Consider the following 18341-nt stretch of genomic DNA (forward strand, 5'->3'; position numbering starts at 1 on the left):
CATGAGCACTCAAGTAGTATTCAAGCGGGCCGCCGCCACGGTGGCCGTGCTGGCCGCGCTGGCCGCCAGCATTCATTTCGTGCACGCGTCGCAGGCGCCGCACGCCAACGGCGCGGCCACGCCGGCCGCACCCAAGGCCGTTCCCGACACCATCACTTTCGACGCCAACGCGCCCCAGTGGTCCTCGCTCAAGGTGAGCGCGCTGGCGGCGGGCGCTTTGCCCGTGGCCGAGCCGGTCAACGGCCGCATCACCTATGACGAGAATCGCACGGCCCGCGTCAGCTCGCCCATCGCCGGCCGCGTGACGGCGCTGCGGGCCGAGCCGGGCGACACCGTCCACCGTGGCGCCGTGCTGGCGACGCTGGACGCGCCGGAGCTGGCCACGGCGCAGGCGGACTGGCGCAAGGCCCAGGCCGATGAAGGCCGCAAGCGCATGGCCTACGAACGGGCCCAGGCCCTGTACGGCGGCGAAGTCCTGGCCCGCAAGGATTACGAGTCGGCCCAGGCCGACCTGGCCCAGGCCAGCGCCGAGACGCGCCGCGCGGCCCAGCGCCTGTCCAACCTGAACGCCGGCCCCCGCGACGACGGCAGCTTCGGCCTGCGCGCGCCCATCGATGGCGTGGTCGCCGAGCGCCAGCTCAACCCGGGCCAGGAAGTGCGGCCCGACCTGCCCAATCCCTTGTTCGTGGTGACGGACTTGCGCCACCTGTGGCTGGTGGTGGACGTGCCGGAGCGGGGCGCGGGCGCCATCGCGGCCGGCCAGGACGTGGCGCTGGAGACGGACGCCTATCCCGGCGTGCAGTTCCCGGCCAGGGTGGAGCGGGTAGGGCAGACGCTGGACCCGGTCACGCACCGTATCCAGGTGCGCTGTGCCGTGGATAACGCCGACCTGAAGCTGAAGCCGGAGATGTTCGCCCGCGTGTCCTTCCTGGCGCGCGACGGCGCCCACAAGGCCGTGCAGCTGCCCAACAGCAGCCTGTTCGTGGAAGGGCGCTATGAATATGTGTACGTGGAAGTGCATCCGGGCACGTTCCAGAAGCGCCGCGTGGGCATCGCCTTGCGCGGCCATGACACCAGCTACGCGGACGCGGGCCTGACGGGCGGCGAGCGCGTGGTGACGGAAGGCGCGTTCCTGCTGAACGCCGAGGTGGCGGCGCATGCTCAGTAAGCTGATCGATTTCGTCCTGGCCCAGCGCGTGTTCGTGCTGATCCTGACGGCGGCGCTGGCCGCCTTCGGCATCCGCGCGTTCAACAACCTGCCGATCGAAGCCTTCCCCGACGTGCAGGACGTGCAGGTGCAGATCGTGACCCAGTATCCGGGCCAGGCGCCGGAGGAAGTGGAACGCGCCGTCACCTTGCCCATCGAGCGCGAGATGAGCGGCGTGCCGCACCAGACCCAGCTGCGTTCGGTCACCATCAGCGGCCTGTCCGTCGTCACGCTGACCTTCGCGGACGGCACGGACGACTACTTCGCCCGCCAGCAAGTGCTGGAAAAGCTGCAGAACGTGACGCTGCCACCGGGCCTGCAACCGGGCCTGGCGCCGCTGACGACGGCCGTGGGCGAAGTGTTCCGCTACATCGTCGAGGCGCCGCCGGGCATGGGCCCGAACGAAGTGCGGGCGCTGCAGGACTGGGTGGTGCGGCCCCAGCTGCGCATCGTGTCCGGCGTGGCCGACGTGGTCAGCTTCGGCGGCACCGTCAAGGAATACCAGGTGCAGGTCGATCCGGCCGCCCTCAAGCGCTATGGCGTGACGATCGACCAGGTCAGCCAGGCGCTGGCGGCCAACAGCGCCAACGTGGGCGGCGGCCAGGTGCGCCGCGGCGACGAGGCGCTGCTGGTGCGCGGCATCGGCATCTTCAACAGCATGGACGACATTGGCCGCGTCATCGTCAGCGCCACGGCCGGCAAGACGGTGCTGGTGTCGGACCTGGGCACGGTGAGCGCAGGCTTCCGGCCCCGTTCGGGCGTGGTGGCCTTCAACGACAATGACAGCGTGGTCGAAGGCATCGTCCAGATGAGCAAGGGCAGCAACGCGGCCAAGGTGGTGGCCGACGTCAAGCTGGCCGTGGACGCCGTCAACGCCCGCCTGCCCAAGGGCGTGCGCCTGAAGACCATCTACGACCGCACCCAGCTGATCAAGCACACGGTGCACACGGTGGGCGAGAACCTGCTGGTGGGTGCGGCGCTGGTGATCGCCATCCTGATCGTCTTCCTCGGCAACTGGCGCGCGGCCCTGATCGTGGCCACCGTGATCCCGCTGTCGCTGCTGTTCGCCTTCATCATGCTCGACGCGCGCGGCATTCCGGCCAACCTGATCTCGCTGGGCGCGGTGGACTTCGGCATCATCATCGACAGCGCCGTGGTGCTGGTGGAGGCGCTCATGGTGCGCCTGGCGCTGCACGAGTACGACCCGGCCGGCGACTTGTCGCCGTATGCCTGGCGCAAGCGCACGCTCAAGCAGACGGTGGTGGAACTGGGCCATCCCATCCTGTTCGCCAAGGCCATCATCATCGTCGCCTTCATCCCCATCTATACGTTCCAGCGGGTGGAAGGCAAGATCTTCTCGCCGGTGGCTTTCACGCTGTCCTTCGCCATGCTGGGCGCCATCGTGCTGAGCATGACGCTGGTGCCGTCGCTGCTGGCGTGGACCGTCAAGCGCCACCCGATGGCCGAGCGCCACAGCGCCTGGATGGCGCGCCTGACGGCCAGCTACCGGCGCGTGCTGGCGCGGGCCCAGGCCCGGCCACTGCTGGTGTTCGCGGCCTCTGGCGCCGTGCTGGCTGTCACGCTGGCGTTGGCGCCGCTGCTGGGCAGCGAATTCCTGCCCAAGCTCGATGAGGGCAATATCTGGCTCACCATCAGCCTGCCCAATTCGGCCGCGCTGGAGAAGACCCAGGCCATCGAGCACAAGGTGCGCGCCATCCTGAAAAGCTATCCGGAAGTGGGTAACGTGATCTCGCACGTGGGCCGTCCCGACGACGGCACCGACCCGAAAGGGCCGAACAACATGGAAATCCTGGCCGACCTGGCGCCCCGTTCCAGCTGGCGCTTCGACGACAAGGATGCGCTGGTGGCCGACATCTCGGCCCGTATCCGCCGCATGCCCGGCGTGCCCACCAACTTCTCGCAGGTGATCGAGGATAACGTGGAGGAAGCCTTGTCGGGCGTGAAGGGCGAGATCGCCGTCAAGATCAGCGGCCCCGAACTGGACGTGCTGACCCAGGCCAGCGAGCAGATCGCCGCCATCTTGAACGGCATCGCCGGCGCCGCCGACGTGGCGGCCGTGCGTATCGGCGGCCAGAGCGAGATCGACATCGTGATCGACCGCGTGCGCATCGCGCGCCTGGGCGTGAACGTGGCCGACGTGAACGGCGCCATCCAGACGGCGCTGGCCGGGGTGGCCGTCAACACCTACTTCGAAGGCGGGCGCCGCTTCGACATCACGCTGCGCCTGCAAGAGCGCAGCCGCGCCTCCGTCAACGACATCGCGGCGCTGCAGATCAACCTGCCCGGCGGGGTGGGCACGGTGGCGCTGGGCGATTTGGCCCGCATCGAGGTGCGCCAGGGCGCGGCCCGCATCAGCCGCGAGGCCGGCGAGCGCAACGCCTCCGTCAAGGCCAACCTGCTGGGCCGCGACCAGGGCAGCTTCGTGGCCGAGGCCCAGCAGAAGGTGGCGGCCCAGGTGCACCTGCCGGCCGGCTACCAGATCACGTGGGGCGGCCAGTTCGAGAACCAGCAACGGGCCGTGCAGCGGCTGCAGGTGATCGTGCCGATCACGGTGCTGCTGATCTTCTCGCTGCTGTTCTGGGCCTTCCGTTCGGTGCGCAAGGCGCTCTTGATCCTGGCCATCGTGCCATTCACGCTGATCGGCGGCATCGCCGCACTGGCGGCGGCCGGCCTGCATTTCTCCGTGTCGGCGGCTGTGGGCTTCATCGCCGTGGCCGGCATCTCGGTGCAGAACGGCGTGATCATGGTGGAGCAGATCGTGGAACTGGCCAAGGGATCGGCCTCGCTGGCGGCCAGCGCGGCCGAGGGTGCGGCCCAGCGCCTGCGCCCGATCCTGATGACGGCCCTGATGGCGGGCCTGGGCTTGCTGCCGGCGGCCCTGTCGCACGGCATCGGCTCGGAAACCCAGCGTCCGTTCGCGGTGGTGATCGTGGGCGGCATCGTGTCGGCCACCTTGTTCACCTTGCTGCTGCTGCCGCTGGCCTATCCCTATTTCGCGGAGCGCGCCAGCCAGGACTAGGCGCGAGCGCACCAGGCCGGGGCATACACCGGCCATTTACCTTCATTCTTGAGAGAGCACACCATGCATGACCTGAGCGACATCGCCACCTGGCTGGAAAGCCATCCCATCCACCACGAATCGGCCGTGCACGACACGCTGCCCGATCCCACCTTCGTCACCCAGGGCGAGACGGTGGTGTCGTTCAGCACCAATAACTACCTGGCGCTGGCCAACCACCCGCGCCTGGTGGCGGCCGCCAAGGCGGGGCTGGACCGCTACGGCGTGGGCAACTGCGAGTCGCGCCTGCTGGGCGGCGACCTGGAGGTGTACCGCACGCTGGAGCGCCGCCTCGGTGAACTCAAGCACAAGAGCGACGCCGTGCTGTTCGTGACGGGCTACATGACCAACATTGGCGTGCTGTCGTCGCTGGTCAAGGCCGGCATGCTGGCCCGCCTGCACGGCTACCGCGCCAAGACGCGCCGCAAGTATGCCTACTATTCGGATGAGTTCAACCACATCAGCATCCGCGAGGGCATCGCGATGTCGGGCGCCGAGCGCCACACCTACCGCCATTGCGACATGAACCACCTGGAGGAGTTGCTCAAGGCGGCCGAGGGCACCTGTCCCATCATCGTCAGCGACGGCGTGTTCAGCATGGAAGGCACGATCGCGCCGCTGCCCGAGCTGGTGGCGCTGGCCGAGCAATACGGCGCCATCCTCTACATCGACGACGCCCACGCCACCGGCATCCTCGGTGAACACGGGGGCGGTACTTCCGAGCACTTCAACTGCTACAGCCCGTGCATCATGCAGATGGGGACGCTGAGCAAGGCGCTGGGCGCCATTGGCGGCTTCGTGGCCGTGGAACAGGAGATCGCCGACGTGATCCGCCTGACCAGCTCGGCCTACGGTTTCACCTGCCCGCCGCCGCCGGACCAGGCGGCCGCCCTGATCGCCGCGCTCGACCTGCTGGAGCAGGAGCCGCAGCGCCGCCAGCGCCTGTGGGACAACCAGCGCTATTTCGTCGAGAAGATGGCGCCGCTCGGCTACCAGATCCTGTCCACGGCCACCCCCATCGTGCCGGTGCTGATCGGCGACGCGGCCCAGTGCCGGCGCCACGCGCAGGAACTGCGCAAGGAGGGCATCCACGTGGACGCCATCCAGTTCCCGGCCGCGCCGCTGGGCCAGGCCCGCTTGCGCTTCATGATGAACGCCGGCCACACCCGGGCCCAGATCGACCATGCCGTGGCCGTGATGGCGCGCCTGGCCGGGCGGGTGTGAGAAATTACTTTCTAAACAAAAAAGATGACAAAATTCCATTTTCCATGGTAATCTTCGCGTCGATGATTTAAGTGCAACTTAAGTTCAACTTTATAAATACGGCAGGCGGAGCAGGCGCGCCTCTTTTTTGAACGGTAGAAAACAGATGAACAAGCAAATCCGCGCCCTGGCGCTGAGCGTGGCCACCGTGGCCGCTGTGACCCTGGCGCCTGTCGCCCAGGCCACCGTGATCGATATCAGTTCCGCACCCAGCGCCATCACGCTGGCGCCGAACGGCAGCGCTCATTTTGGCGACAAGTTCAAGGCCAACCTGAAGAACGACACTTTCGCTGACCAGTTCACCTTCACCACGGCCGGCACCACCAAGCTGGACTTGATCCTGACCTCGACCAGCACCAGCGCCCTGAACGGTCTGAACATCACCGGCTTCAGCCTGTACAAGGCGAACGGCGCCCTGGCCATGGCCGGCACCCAGGTGCTGAGCGGCGCCACCGACAAGTGGACGCTGGGCGACGCCAGCCTGGCCGCCGGTTCCTACTATGTCAAAGTGAGCGGCAACATGGTTTCCAACGGCGGCGGCGCGTTCGCTGGCAACGGCACCATCAGCGCCGTGCCGGAACCGGAAGGCTTAGCCATGCTGTTCGTCGGCCTGGGCCTGATCGGCCTGGTCAAGCAGCGCCGTCAATCCACGCGCTTCGCCTGAGATTGCCGCCGCGCCGGCGCACCCGTGTGCACGGGGCGCGGGCGCACGGTCTCCGCATTCCACCTCAACTTCTGGTGACTAACATGAAAAACATCACGCAACGCCTGCTGGCGACCGTCGTCCTGGCCACTTCCTGCATCGCTGCGCACGCCGCCGTGGACCTGAGCCAGGCTCCGATCGACATCACCCAAGACCTGATCGATTACAACAGCTCTGATTTCGGCCACACCTTCACGCTGGGCCTGGGCCAGCAAGCCGGCGCGCTGAACAACTACTTCGCCGATAAATACACGTTCGCCATCTCGGGCGTGAACGACGTGGTCGGCCTGATCACGTCGCTGAAAGCGTCGGCCAACGATGGCCTGACCATCACCGGCTTCGACCTGCGCAACGCCGGCGGCATCGTGTTCCACGGTACCCAGGACCTGAGCCAGCCCAGCGAGCAGGCATGGAACTTCGCCTCGGGCTTGCACCCGCTGGCGGCCGGCAATTACACGCTGGAAGTGGATGGCTATGTTGCTTCCCCTAACGGCGGCAGCTACAGCGGCAACATCGCGGTGGCGGCAGCCGTACCGGAACCCGAGACCTACGGCATGCTGATGGCTGGCCTGGGCCTGCTGGGCGTGATCGCGCGCCGGCGCAAGAACGCGCAGTAATCTTCCGCATCCCCCATATCGCCGCGCGGCACGATGCGCGGCGCCCCGTCCGCCCGCGCGCCGTGTTCCGGCCCGCGGGCGGCGGCGTTTTCGGGTCCCGCATCGCCTTGCCGATTGTTCAATAATTTATAAGGAAAGTGCCTAACGGCGGGCGAAAACAGTGTAGACTGCGCAGCCATACCGGCCACGGCCAGTGATGGCGCGCGCGGTGACAAAACAACGCACATCGATGAGTGGAGATATTACTTGAGCCTTTTTCGAACGAAGAATCTGGACCACATGGTGGCGCAAGGGCGCGCTGCGGGTGGCTTGAAAAAAGTACTGGGGCCGCTGGACCTGATCCTGATGGGCATAGGCGCCATCGTCGGCACCGGCATCTTTGTGCTGACGGGCACCGGCGCGCTGACGGCCGGCCCGGCGCTGACGCTGTCGTTCGTCATCGCGGCGCTGGCCTGCGGCTTCGCGGCCATGTGCTACGCTGAATTCGCCTCCACCGTGCCGGTGGCCGGTTCCATCTACACCTACAGCTACGCCACCATGGGCGAGCTGGTGGCGTGGATGATAGGCTGGGACCTGATGCTCGAATACGGCCTGGCCACGTCGGCCGTGTCGGTGGGCTGGTCGGGCTACTTCCAGTCCCTGATCGGCGGCTTCGGCCTGCATTTGCCCGTCGCGCTGACGGCCGCCCCCGGCGCCGTGCCCGGCGTGCAGACCCTGATCAACCTGCCCGCGTTCATGATCATGATGTTCCTGACGGCCATGCTGTCGTGGGGCGCGCGCGAATCGGCGCGCATGAACAGCATCATGGTGGCCATCAAGATCGCCGTGGTGCTGCTGTTCATCGCCGTCGGTGCGCGCCACGTGCAGCCGGCCAACTGGCATCCGTTCATGCCCTTTGGCATGGGCGGCACCATGAGCGCGGCGGCGCTGGTGTTCTTCGCCTTCATCGGCTTTGACGCCGTGACGTCGGCGGCCGAGGAGGTCAAGCGTCCCGAACGCGACCTGCCGATCGGCATCATCGGCTCGCTGGCCGTGTGCACCGTGCTGTACGTGGTGGTGTCGGCCATCATGACGGGCATCGTGCCGTTCCAGAAATTTGCCGGCATCGACCATCCCGTCTCGCTGGCGCTGCAATACGCCAACGAGAACTGGGTGGCCGGCTTCGTCGACCTGGGCGCCATCCTGGGCATGACCACCGTGATCCTCGTGATGAGCTACGGCCAGACCCGCGTCGTGTTCGCCATGTCGCGCGATGGCTTGCTGCCCGCGCGCCTGTCGAGCGTGCATCCCAAGTTCGGCACGCCGTTCTTCGCCACCTGGATGGTGGGCATCATCTTCGGCCTGATCGCGGCCGTGGTACCGCTGGACGTGCTGGCCGAGCTGATCAACATTGGCACGCTGGCCGCGTTCTGCCTGGTATCGGTGGCCGTGGTGGTGCTGCGCAAGAAGCGCCCGGACCTGCACCGCGCGTTCCGTTGCCCCGGCGTGCCGGTGGTGCCGGCGCTGGCCGTGCTGTTCTGCGTGGCCCTGATGACCTTCCTGAGCCGCACCACGTGGATCGCGTTCACCATCTGGCTGGTGATCGGCCTGGTCGTGTACTTCGGCTATTCGCGCCGCAACGCCGTGCTCCATCCCAAGCACTCGTAACTAGCGGCGGGGTCGCAAGAGCGCCGTACTCTTTTCTGTGTGCTGCGCGCTTGCGGCTATCGTTGAAGGCGCGGAAGCGCCTGGAATTCCCGCCAATCCGTGAAGCACCGCACTTTCTTGTGAGAATTTGCGCATTTCTAAGATTGATAAACTGTTATCCTCACGACCGGCCGGCGGCCAGTTCCGCTAGCCGTTCGTTAAGCCAACTTTTATTCAATCAACTATTTGGTGCTTATGTTTTTGCGATTTTGTTCTTGCGTGCCTGGATACGCATTGCTGACCGATTGCGTCAGCGTACAGCCCATCCTGGGTGATGACGTGCCGGCCGACCCGGCGGTGGGCGATCAATTGAGCGCCTGAATGAAAACCAAGATACTCATCGCGTTGCTCGCCCAGTTCGCCCTTGACAGCGTGGTAGGGGGATTCCTTGATGCCCGTCATCTATCCGAACCCGTCTGGTGGTCGGTTACTTCGGCGCTGATAATAGGCGCGCTCATATATTATTGGTATCGGCTGGATAGTACCGAGAAGGCATTCAACCGCACGTATATGTTGACGGTTGGCATAGTGGCGATCGCGCCGTTGGCGGTGCCGCTATATCTGTATCGAAGTAATGAGCGCGGATACCGCTTGCGTCCATTTGGCCGCATGTTGGCCTACGTCTGTGTGGTGATGGTTATTTCAGAAGTGGCCGACAGGGTCGGCCGTGTCATCGGATAAGCGGAGCTCACTGGCCCCCGTGCGCGCGGTTGGCATCGCCCGCGCGCTCCGCGCTCCCGGCCGCTACCGCAGGTCGTCGCTGATTTGTTGCAGAACTTGCTTGAGCTTGCTTTCCTGCTCCGGCGCCAGCTTGGTGAACATGCAGCCCAGGTGGATTTGTTCGCCCAGCAGGAAGGAACGGAAGGGGCGCGTGTAGCGCACTTCCAGTTCCGCCACTTCGACCGTCTCGTCGCCCAGCTCCAGCAGCACGTTCTCCACCTTGCGGCCCTTGATCAGCCCCTTGGCATTGAGCTTGCTGCAGTGCAGGCTGATACCGCCCAGCGACAGGTCGAAGATGGGCAACTCATAGCTGTGGGAGTTGTTGACGACATTGATCACGAACGAGGCCATGCACGTGGCGCCCAGCGGCACTTCCACGCGCTCCGTGGCGCGCCGGTTCAGCACGGCGCACGTTTCGGGGAAATCCATCGGAATATGCTGCGGCTGGCCGGGCAGCGCCTGCCAGTCCTTGCTGGACAGGCGGAACTGCAGCTTGGCCGAACGCAGCCAGGTGACGAAGGTCAGCTTGCCCGGCTGTAGGGTCATCCCCTCGTTCAATTCCATCACAAAATGCGGCAACTCGGGATCGACCGACAGGATGCGCCCCAGCACCACCTCGCGGCTGCCGGGCACGTAGATCGAAATCGGGTCGCCACTTTCGGCCAGTTGGGTCAGCGTATCGCCGATCTCGTCCTCGGACGTCAGCTCGTACGCGTTGGCGTTGGCCGGAATCTGGCTGACCGCGTCTTGTGGCCGTGGCGGTCCCTTGCGGATCGGGGCGGGGTGGAGTGCAGTGAGTGACATGATGTGATGAGCGAAATGTTAGACATGGTTTGGGTCCGCATGAGTTCATCATAGTTCGAGTTTTTCCTGATGGCAACCTATTTCGGATTATGAGAAGGCGGCCATCAGGGTGGGCAGCTCCGCTCAATGCTGGTGGTGGCCGCCCTTGGTCGCTTCGAACATGGGCGTCTCCTGTCCCGTGGCCCCGCCGGCCGGCGCTTGCGGCGCGGCTGGCAGCGCGCCGTCCTGACCCGCGTACTCGTAGGCCAGCGTGCCCGGCGGATGGCGATACCAGCCCGGATCGCGGTAGTCATGCCGTCCCAGGCCCTTGCGCACCTTGACGGTGGTGAACATGCCGCCCATGCCGATGGCGCCGAACGGCCCCATGCCCGTCATCATGGGCAGCGTGTTGGCCGGCAGGGGCATGGGCATGGCGGCCATGTCGGCCATGCCCTTGTCGCCCATGGCCATGTAGTCCGGCACCAGCCGGTTGATCTTCTCCAGCACGTCGTTCTGGTCCACGCCCGTCATGGTGGGCACGTCGTGGCCCATGGCGTTCATGGTGTGGTGCGATTTGTGGCAGTGGAAGGACCAGTCGCCCGGTTCGGTGGCGTCAAACTCGATGGCCCGCATCTGGCCCACGGCGATGTCGGTGGTCACTTCCGGCCAGCGCGCCGCCGGCGGCACCCAGCCGCCGTCCGTGCCGGTGACGGTGAATTCGTGGCCGTGCAGGTGGATAGGGTGGTTGGTCATGGTCAGGTTGCCGACCCGGATCCGGACCCGGTCGCCCTGCGCCACCACCATCGGATCGACGCCGGGGAAGGCGCGGCTGTTGAAAGTCCACAGGTTGAAGTCGAGCATGGTGTTGACCCTGGGCGTGGCGCTGCCCGGTTCAATGTCGAAGGCGTTGAGCAGGAAGCAGAAGTCGCGGTCCACGGCCATGAAGCGCGGATCCCTGGGGTGGGTGATCCACAGGCCCATCATGCCCATGGCCATTTGCATCATTTCGTCCGCGTGCGGGTGGTACATGAAGGTGCCGGCCCGGCGCGCGACGAATTCATACACAAAGGTCTTGCCGGGCGGGATGCCGGGCTGGGTCAGTCCCGTCACGCCATCCATGCCATTGGGCAGGCGCTGGCCGTGCCAGTGCATGCTGGTGTGCTCGGGCAGCTTGTTGGTGACGAAGATGCGGACCCGGTCGCCTTCCACCACTTCGATGGTCGGCCCGGGCGACTGGCCATTGTAGCCCCACAGCCGGGCCGTCATGCCGGGCGCGATCTCGCGCACCACGGGTTCGGCCACCAGGTGGAATTCCTTGACGCCGTCTTTCATCCGCCACGGCAGGGTCCAGCCGTTGAGCGTGACGACGGGATGGTAGGGCCGGCCGTTGGGTGGCGCCAACGGTGGCTGGGTGGCGGGGCTGGCCATGCTGGCCGCTTCCGGCAGGCCGGCCGCGCCCACCCGGCTCACCAGCGCCGTGCTGACGGCGGCGGCGCCTGCGCCGCGGAAGAAATCTCTGCGAGTAACCATTGTTTATTTCCTTGATCTTGTCCTTGTTCGTATGCCGTGATGGGGCGGGCCTTCAGCGGCCGGCGCGCGCCACGTTGCCATCGGCGCCGTCCGCGCCACCCGTCATGGCCGCCTGCAGGGCCGCGTCGGCCAGCCAGAAATTGCGTTGCGCTTCAATCGCCGCGTTCACGCTCAGCACCTGCTCGCGCGCGTCGGCCAGCAGTTCGAACACGCTGGTGAGCATGCCGTTGTAGCGCAGCAGCTGTTCGTCGGCGATGCGCTTGCGCAGCGGGACGATCTCGTCGCGGTACTGGCGCGCCAGCGTGTAGGCGGCGCGATAGGCCGAATAGCTCTCCCGCACCTGCGAGCGGGCCTCGATGGCCCCTTGCGCGGCGCGCTGCAGCGCCTCCGTGTAGGCCGCCTCGGCGCGCGCCACGCGCGCGCCGCCCCAGTCGAACAGGGGCAGTTGCAATTCGATTTCCACGCCGCGCGCGTGGCCGCCGTCGGCGCCCGTGTTGCGCTGGTAGCCGGCGTCGAGCACGTTGATGAAGCGGGTGGCCCGGGTCAGGCCCAGTGTGCCGGCCAGGCCGGCCAGCTCCTTTTGCGCCATCAGGATGTCGACCCGGTTGGCCAGCGCCTGGGCTTCCGCGTCGCCCTGGGCGCGCGGCGCGGCAGGCAGGTCGGGCAGGCGCTCGGGCAGGGTGAACGAGGCGTCCTGGCCGGACAGGCCCAGCAGCCGTACCAGTTGTTCGCGCGCGGCCACTTCGGCGTGCCGCGCCGCCGTCAGCTGGGCCACGGCGTCGGCCAGGAACACCTGCTCGCGCGCTTGCCGCAACGCGCTCCAGTTACCGGCGGCGGTCATGCGGCGCGCCAGTTCGGCGCCCGCTTCGGCCGCGTCCTGGACCTGTTCCAGGTAGCTGACCGACTGGCGTGCGGCGACGGCGCCGTAGAACGCGCGCCGGGTCTGGTTGGCGATGCGCAGCACGTCGCCGGCTACGGCCAGCTGCGTTTGCTCGAAGCGGCGCTGCTCGATGCCACGTGCGGCCGGCATCGTGAGCAGGCTGATCACGGGCAGCATCAGCTTGCGTTCGATGTCCAGGCCCTGGCCATCGGTCAGGCGGGAAAAGGTGAGGGTGGGATTGGGCAGGCGGCCGGCCTGCACCAGGTCCGCTTCGGCGATGCCCAGTTGCGCGTAACTGGCTTGCAGCGCGCGGTTGTTGAGCAGGGCGATGGCGACGGCGCTGTCGGCGCTCAAGGGGGCGGCCAGCAAGGAGGCGACGCGCCGCGCGGCCGCGCCGTCTCCGTTGGCGTTCGCGCGCGCCAGGTCGTGGCCCGTGGCCGGCCTGGTGATGACCTGAACGGCATCGAGGCCGCCGTCCGGCGAGAACGTGGCGCAGCCGGCCAGCGACAGCGCCAGCGCGGCGCCCGCGGCGGCGCGCATGGTGGTGTAACGATACATGGTGACTCCTGATACGTTTGCGCGGGCCGTCAGCGGTCCCGCGTGGCGTTGATGCGGCGGGCACGGCGTCGCGCCTGCCATGCTGCTGGCAGGCTGTCGGCCGCGCGCGCGGATTCAGGCAGAGTGGGAATGCGGCGGCCGTTCGGGGCCGCCGGGAATGTGCGCCGTCACGTGCCTGAGCCGATAGGGAATGGCTTCGGAGCCGGCCGGGCGCATGTCCGCCAGCGCGAGGGCAGGGCACGGGACCGCGATGGCCGCGCCCATGCAGCAGGACGCGCCGTGGCAGCACCGGGCTTTGCCGGCATCGGCTCCGGCATCGCCGTGGCGGGACTGGGCCAGCATGGCGCAATGACCGGGGACAGCGGATGGATCTGTCGCTGCGGCGTGCTGCTGGCCGGCTGGCGCCGCGGCGTTCGCGACGGCCATGAACGCGCCGGCGGCCGCGTATCCCTGCAACGGGAGCGCGGCCAGCAACAGCCAAAGCAGCAAGATGCGGACGTGGTTCATGGTGCGGCGAGTGTAGCACAGGCACACGGCGCGCGTGGCGTCGCCATGGCGTCAGGCCGCCGCTTGGCGCGGCTCCCGGTGCTCCGGCGCGGCGCCGTGGGCCGGCAGGGCCGATGGCGACGGCGGCGTGTGCGGCACTGGCGCCGGTTCGCCGGCATGGCGTGCGCGCCACTGCGATGGCGCCATGCCGCTCACGTTCTTGAACGCCGTGTTGAAGGTGGACTTGCTGTTGAAACCGGCCGCATGGGCCAGTTCCAGCAAGGTGCGCCCAGCCCCGGCCGGGTCGCGCATCATGTTCTGCACTTCGGCGATGCGCAGGCCGTTGACGTAGTCGAAAAAGCTCAGGCCCAGCATGTGATTGAGGTACTGCGACAGCAGTTGCGGCGTGGTGCCGATGCGCTCGGCCAGCTCGGTCAGGCGCAAGTCGCTTTCGAGGAAATCGCGGTGCAGCGACATGCGCCGTTGCAGCCGTTCGCCGATCAGGCGCTGGGTCGCATCGGTCATGCCGGAACGGGCATACTTTTCCCGCTCCGCCGTCGCGCCCGCGGCCAGGTCCGCCGTGGCGGGGTTCGCCGGGACGGGGGCGGCGACGGCCACCAGGGTGGGCGCCGGCGCGGGCGCCGCTGCGGCAGTCCGCCCGGCCGGTGGCGCCACGGGCGCGCAGCGCTCCACTGGCGGTGCCGCCGTGGCAGGGAGGAACACGGTGGCACGCCGCAGCCCGTACCAGCCGACAAAGTAGAACGTGGCCAGCCGGCCCGCCACGAAGCAGGCGGTCCAGTTGCCATGCAGGCGCACGGCCAGCACCCAGCTGATCCACAAGGCCGCCAGCACACAGGACAGTGTCGTCAGCCAGCGCAGCGCGTCCGTGCCGGCCGTCGTATCGCCGGCGCGCAGGCGCTGCCGGTGCTGGCGCAGCCGCAGCAGCACGGCCCCCAGGTAGAACGCGCCCTGGCATTGGTAGAACATGGCCGCCCCGGCGCCATGTTCCCAGTCGGCGAACCAGGGCGCGAACGGGCTGCCGGGCAGCAGCGCCACCAGCGCGGCCGACAGGTAGCAGGCCAGCGGCACGAAATGGATGGTCTGGAAGCGGCCATTGCCCAGTCCCGTCATGCTGCGCACATAGCAGTAATAGAGCACATCGACGGCCAGGTTGGGCCAGGCCATGCCGGCGATCCAGGGCAGGTGCTGGTAGTGCGCATAGTCTTCCAGCGAGGCGGCCGAGATGGTCAGCACGTACAGCGCCAGCCACATGCTGGCCGGACGCTGGCGCGCCAGCGCGATCAATGGCATGGCGAGGAACAGGCCCAGCACCCCCGTCCCGAGGGACAGGTTCTCAAGCAAGATGAGGCTCATTTGGCTTCCTTCGTTAAAAATACCACAACCTTGCCTGTATCTTCCGGCAATGGTGCCCATCCATTGCGCCCGCTTCCCGGCCGGACCGGGTACGCGCCGATCCGGCCGAACCTGTCATCACCGACAACGTTGCGTTTTTGATACAGGCTGGTGCCGCATGGGTGCGCGCCGATCCGTTCAGACGATGGGGCGGCCGTTGCGCACCAGACTGGGCCTGCCGATGCCGGCCACCCGGCGGCATCCACCCGGCGCACGCCACGCAATGAGCGATATTAGCATGTTGATATGGCTAATTGAATGGCAATACAAAATCGCAACACTCAAGACACCTGAAGGAGTATTTGATGAGGTTAAGAATGAAATCGATCCCGCTGGCCGTGGCCCATATCCTGGCCACTGGCGCGCTGACGGCGCTGGCGCCCCACACGGCCCAGGCGCAGGAAGCGGCGGGTGACAATCAGGCCAACAACCAGGCCATCAAGCGCGTGGTCGTGACGGGCTCCTATATCAGCCGCGCCGACCAGGAGACCCCCAGCCCGGTGCAAGTGATGACGGCGGCCGACTTGAAGAAATCAGGCTACACCACTGTCTCCGAGGCGCTGCGCGACATCACGGCCAACGGCCAGGGCACCCTGAGCCAGGGCTTTAATTCGTTCGCGGCCGGCGCCAGCGGCGTGTCGCTGCGCGGGATGACCGTGGGCGCCACCCTGGTGCTGATCGACGGCCACCGCATGGCGCCTTACCCATTGTCGGACGACGGCCAGCGGCCCTTCGTCGACATCACCTCCATCCCTATGGAAGCGGTCGAGCGCATCGAGATCCTGAAGGATGGCGCGTCGGCCGTGTACGGTTCGGACGCCATCGCCGGCGTGGTCAACGTGATCCTGAAGAAGTCCTTCCAGGGCACCAGCGTGCTGGCCGAAACGGGCACTACCCAGCATGGCGGCGGCGCCACCCATCACCTGTCCTTGATGCGCGGCTTCGACCTGTCGGACAACACCAACGGCTACGTGGCCGTGGAATACCGCCACCAGGACCAGATCCGGCTGGACCAGCGCGATGGCCCCTGGACCCGCATGGACTGGTCGGGTGACCCGGGCGGGCGCGACCTGCGCCCCGGCGCGCGCAACAGCATCGTCAGCAACCCCGTCACCCTCACGCCGTATTTGCAGGACCCGGCGCAGGGCAGCGTGGCCGGCGCCTACGCCTTCCTCGACAACGGCTGCGATTTCGCGCGGCGCAACGCCAACCAGTGCGTGTACACCAATACCTGGTCCCAACTGCAGCCGGCGACGGAAAACCTGGACTTGCTGGCCAGCCTCACGAGCCGCCTGAACGAGGACTGGACGCTGGGGCTGAAAGCGTCCTACTTCGACAGCAAGGGCCAGCAAACCATCCGCGACTCCACCATTCCGGTCGGCAGTTTCGCCGGCGTGACGGCCATCGGTCCCAACCGGGCCCCGGCCATTGTCGGCACCATCGATCCCGGCGCTTATACCGTGCCGGCCAGCTATCCGGGCAATCCGTTCGGCCACCCGGCCTATGTGCGGGCGCTGGTGCCGGACACGCCGTTCCGCCGCACCGACATCGATACCAAGTCGTATCGGGCCGTGGCCGACCTGAATGGCACGGTGGCAGGCTGGGACATCGCCGCCGCGCTGGGTCTGACGCGGGTCGAAACGGAAACCATTTACCATGGCTACCTCAATCCGACGGCGCTGCAGCGAGCGCTCAACGACACGGCCAATCCCTTCAAGCTCACCGGCGGCAACAGCGCGGACGTGATGGCCAAGGTCACGCCCGCCGTGCGCGGCAAGGCCACCGATGAATTGAATTTCCTGGAATTGCGCGCCTCGCGCGAGCTGGCCAAGCTGGAAGGGGGCCCGCTCAGCCTGGGCACGGGCCTGAGCTTCGTGCACAAGTCGCTCAACGCCCCGGATCCGGCCGAAGCGCAGGATGGCAGCGTCAACGCGCTGCCGAATGCTTATGCCATCGGCAAGGAAAACAACACGGCGCTGTACGCGGAGCTGGCCGCGCCGGTGCTCAAGACGCTGGAGCTCGATGCGGCCGTGCGCGCCGACCACTACGACACCTACGGCCATTCCTACACGCCCAAGGTGGGCTTCAAATTCTCGCCGTCCTCCATGTTCTCGTTGCGCGGCACGGTGTCGCGCGGCTTCCGCGCGCCGTCGGCGACCGAGAACGGCACCGGCGGCCTGCTGTACGCGTTCAACACCATCCGCGATCCGGTCCTGTGCCCGGAATCGAATCCGGACGGCTCGCCGAACACGGACTCGCCCAAAAACGTGCCGGCCCAGTGCGAACTGAGCCCCACCTACCTGCAAACGACCACCAAGGATCTGCAGCCGGAGAAATCGAAGTCGTACACGCTGGGTGTGATCGTCGAACCGATCAAGAACTGGTCGACCACCCTGGACTATTACAAGATCACGGTGGATAACCAGATCATCTCGGCCTCGGCGCTGGCCAGTTTCGACCCGCTGCTGTATGCGGTGCGGGGCGGCCCGGAGACGGTCACCTATGGCGACGGCAGCACCGGCACCTCGCCGGTCGGCACCATCCAGTACATCTCTACGCCCTACGTGAACGGCCAGACCACCTCCACCGCCGGCGCCGAGTTTGAAACGCGCTACCGCTTCAAGCTCAACGAGGCGGCCAGGATGACGGTGGGCCTGCAGTGGTCGCATATGTTCAACTACAACATGACCCTGAACGGCAAGACCTACAACCTGGCCGGCACCCACGGCCCGGCCATTGTCTCGGGCGACACCGGCAATCCGAAGGACCGCGCGCAGTTCACGCTGTCGTATGACCAGGGACCGTTCACCATCAGCGCCACCACCAACTACGTCAGCGGCTTTGATGTGACCGACCCGTCCAACGGCTTGACCGATTGCGACAGCAGCCTGCAGGCGAACAACTCGCGCTGGAAGGCGGGCCAGGCGCCGGCGCAGTACTGCAAGGTATCGTCGTTCACCTACACCAACCTGTCGATGAGCTACCAGATCAACAAGGCGTGGACCTTGAGCGGCTCGATCACCAACCTGTTCGACCGCTCGCCACCGGTTGACGCGCAAACCTATGGCGGCAACGGCATCAACGCCAGCAGCAACGGCACTGGCGCGGCCTACAACCCTTCGCTGCACGAGACGGGTGCGGTGGGCCGCTTCTACAACGTGGGCCTGAACTACAAGTTCTAAGCCAGCAAAACCGGGGACGGCCCTTTAATTGGGGACGGACCCCAATTTCCCGGCAGGGAAATTTGGGGTCCGTCCCCAATTAAAGGGCCGTCCCCCATGGCCGTTGCCGGTTCAGCTTAGAACTTGACCCACAGGCGGCCGAAGTAGGAAGCGCCGTTCAGGCCGAACTGCACGCTGTCGTACTTGAAGCCGTTGTCGGTTTCGTTCGGATCTTGCGCGGTCGGCTTGACGTTG

At 66.7% G+C, this 18341-nt stretch carries 13 protein-coding genes; 8 read left to right on the forward strand and 5 right to left on the reverse strand.

Translation table 11 applies throughout. From position 1 onward, the window contains the following. Nucleotide 1: 1 nt before the first annotated feature. The 7 genes from H3H36_RS20830 to H3H36_RS20860 all read left to right on the forward strand — a co-directional run bounded on the left by H3H36_RS20830 (nt 2) and on the right by H3H36_RS20860 (nt 9236). Nucleotides 2-1168 carry an efflux RND transporter periplasmic adaptor subunit gene (locus H3H36_RS20830; protein ID WP_182220008.1) on the forward strand — a complete coding sequence of 389 codons (1167 nt, stop codon included), beginning with the start codon at nt 2-4 and terminating at the stop codon, nt 1166-1168. Then, entirely contained in the window at nt 1158-4247 is a 3090-nt protein-coding gene (locus tag H3H36_RS20835; protein WP_182220009.1) for an efflux RND transporter permease subunit, read from the forward strand. The genes H3H36_RS20830 and H3H36_RS20835 overlap by 11 nt, the downstream gene beginning before the upstream one ends. A gap of 63 nt (nt 4248-4310) precedes the next feature. Beyond that, a complete protein-coding gene (locus H3H36_RS20840; RefSeq protein ID WP_182220010.1) occupies nt 4311-5510 on the forward strand; it encodes an aminotransferase class I/II-fold pyridoxal phosphate-dependent enzyme in 1200 nt (399 codons plus the stop codon). 145 nt (nt 5511-5655) lie between these two features. After that, on the forward strand, nt 5656-6213 hold the full coding sequence (locus H3H36_RS20845; protein WP_182220011.1) for an FxDxF family PEP-CTERM protein: 558 nt from the start codon (nt 5656-5658) through the stop codon (nt 6211-6213). Nucleotides 6214-6296: 83 nt separating this feature from the next. Then, nucleotides 6297-6869: an FxDxF family PEP-CTERM protein gene (locus H3H36_RS20850; RefSeq protein WP_182220012.1), complete on the forward strand. Its 573-nt coding sequence runs from the start codon at nt 6297-6299 to the stop codon at nt 6867-6869. Nucleotides 6870-7115: 246 nt separating this feature from the next. Beyond that, nucleotides 7116-8516, forward strand: coding sequence for a branched-chain amino acid transporter BcaP (gene bcaP, locus H3H36_RS20855; RefSeq protein WP_311196667.1), 1401 nt, complete (start codon nt 7116-7118; stop codon nt 8514-8516). A 360-nt stretch (nt 8517-8876) separates the two neighbouring features. Beyond that, complete coding sequence (locus H3H36_RS20860; RefSeq protein WP_182220013.1) at nt 8877-9236, forward strand: hypothetical protein; 360 nt, start codon at nt 8877-8879, stop codon at nt 9234-9236. Nucleotides 9237-9299: 63 nt separating this feature from the next. Here H3H36_RS20860 and H3H36_RS20865 read toward each other — a convergent pair whose 3' ends face one another. The 5 genes from H3H36_RS20865 to H3H36_RS20885 all read right to left on the reverse strand — a co-directional run bounded on the left by H3H36_RS20865 (nt 9300) and on the right by H3H36_RS20885 (nt 14886). Next, nucleotides 9300-10079: a flagellar brake protein gene (locus tag H3H36_RS20865; RefSeq protein ID WP_229220020.1), complete on the reverse strand. Its 780-nt coding sequence runs from the start codon at nt 10077-10079 to the stop codon at nt 9300-9302. A gap of 123 nt (nt 10080-10202) precedes the next feature. Next, nucleotides 10203-11588 (reverse strand): multicopper oxidase family protein, encoded by a 1386-nt coding sequence (locus H3H36_RS20870; RefSeq protein WP_182220014.1) that lies wholly within the window; start codon nt 11586-11588, stop codon nt 10203-10205. A gap of 52 nt (nt 11589-11640) precedes the next feature. Next, nucleotides 11641-13026 carry a TolC family protein gene (locus H3H36_RS20875; RefSeq protein WP_229220021.1) on the reverse strand — a complete coding sequence of 462 codons (1386 nt, stop codon included), beginning with the start codon at nt 13024-13026 and terminating at the stop codon, nt 11641-11643. A gap of 114 nt (nt 13027-13140) precedes the next feature. Further along, entirely contained in the window at nt 13141-13533 is a 393-nt protein-coding gene (locus H3H36_RS20880) for a hypothetical protein (RefSeq protein ID WP_182220015.1), read from the reverse strand. Nucleotides 13534-13584: 51 nt separating this feature from the next. Continuing rightward, a complete protein-coding gene (locus H3H36_RS20885; RefSeq protein ID WP_182220016.1) occupies nt 13585-14886 on the reverse strand; it encodes a helix-turn-helix domain-containing protein in 1302 nt (433 codons plus the stop codon). Between the two features lie 356 nt (nt 14887-15242). Between H3H36_RS20885 and H3H36_RS20890 the strand changes: the two genes are divergently transcribed. Then, nucleotides 15243-18107: a TonB-dependent receptor gene (locus H3H36_RS20890; protein WP_182220017.1), complete on the forward strand. Its 2865-nt coding sequence runs from the start codon at nt 15243-15245 to the stop codon at nt 18105-18107. Nucleotides 18108-18341 lie beyond the last annotated feature (234 nt).

It is taken from the genome of Rugamonas fusca, from assembly GCF_014042365.1.
Lineage (GTDB): Bacteria > Pseudomonadota > Gammaproteobacteria > Burkholderiales > Burkholderiaceae_D > Rugamonas > Rugamonas fusca.

Bases quoted from the DNA above. Each gene is read 5' to 3' on its own strand.
- H3H36_RS20870 (WP_182220014.1), bottom strand. From the start codon at position 11,588: ATGGTTACTCGCAGAGATTTCTTCCGCGGCGCAGGCGCCGCCGCCGTC.
- H3H36_RS20880 (WP_182220015.1), bottom strand. From the start codon at position 13,533: ATGAACCACGTCCGCATCTTGCTGCTTTGGCTGTTGCTGGCCGCGCTC.
- H3H36_RS20835 (WP_182220009.1), top strand. From the start codon at position 1,158: ATGCTCAGTAAGCTGATCGATTTCGTCCTGGCCCAGCGCGTGTTCGTG.
- H3H36_RS20875 (WP_229220021.1), bottom strand. From the start codon at position 13,026: ATGTATCGTTACACCACCATGCGCGCCGCCGCGGGCGCCGCGCTGGCG.
- H3H36_RS20840 (WP_182220010.1), top strand. From the start codon at position 4,311: ATGCATGACCTGAGCGACATCGCCACCTGGCTGGAAAGCCATCCCATC.
- H3H36_RS20890 (WP_182220017.1), top strand. From the start codon at position 15,243: ATGAAATCGATCCCGCTGGCCGTGGCCCATATCCTGGCCACTGGCGCG.
- H3H36_RS20885 (WP_182220016.1), bottom strand. From the start codon at position 14,886: ATGAGCCTCATCTTGCTTGAGAACCTGTCCCTCGGGACGGGGGTGCTG.
- H3H36_RS20865 (WP_229220020.1), bottom strand. From the start codon at position 10,079: ATGTCACTCACTGCACTCCACCCCGCCCCGATCCGCAAGGGACCGCCA.
- H3H36_RS20850 (WP_182220012.1), top strand. From the start codon at position 6,297: ATGAAAAACATCACGCAACGCCTGCTGGCGACCGTCGTCCTGGCCACT.
- H3H36_RS20845 (WP_182220011.1), top strand. From the start codon at position 5,656: ATGAACAAGCAAATCCGCGCCCTGGCGCTGAGCGTGGCCACCGTGGCC.
- H3H36_RS20830 (WP_182220008.1), top strand. From the start codon at position 2: ATGAGCACTCAAGTAGTATTCAAGCGGGCCGCCGCCACGGTGGCCGTG.
- H3H36_RS20860 (WP_182220013.1), top strand. From the start codon at position 8,877: ATGAAAACCAAGATACTCATCGCGTTGCTCGCCCAGTTCGCCCTTGAC.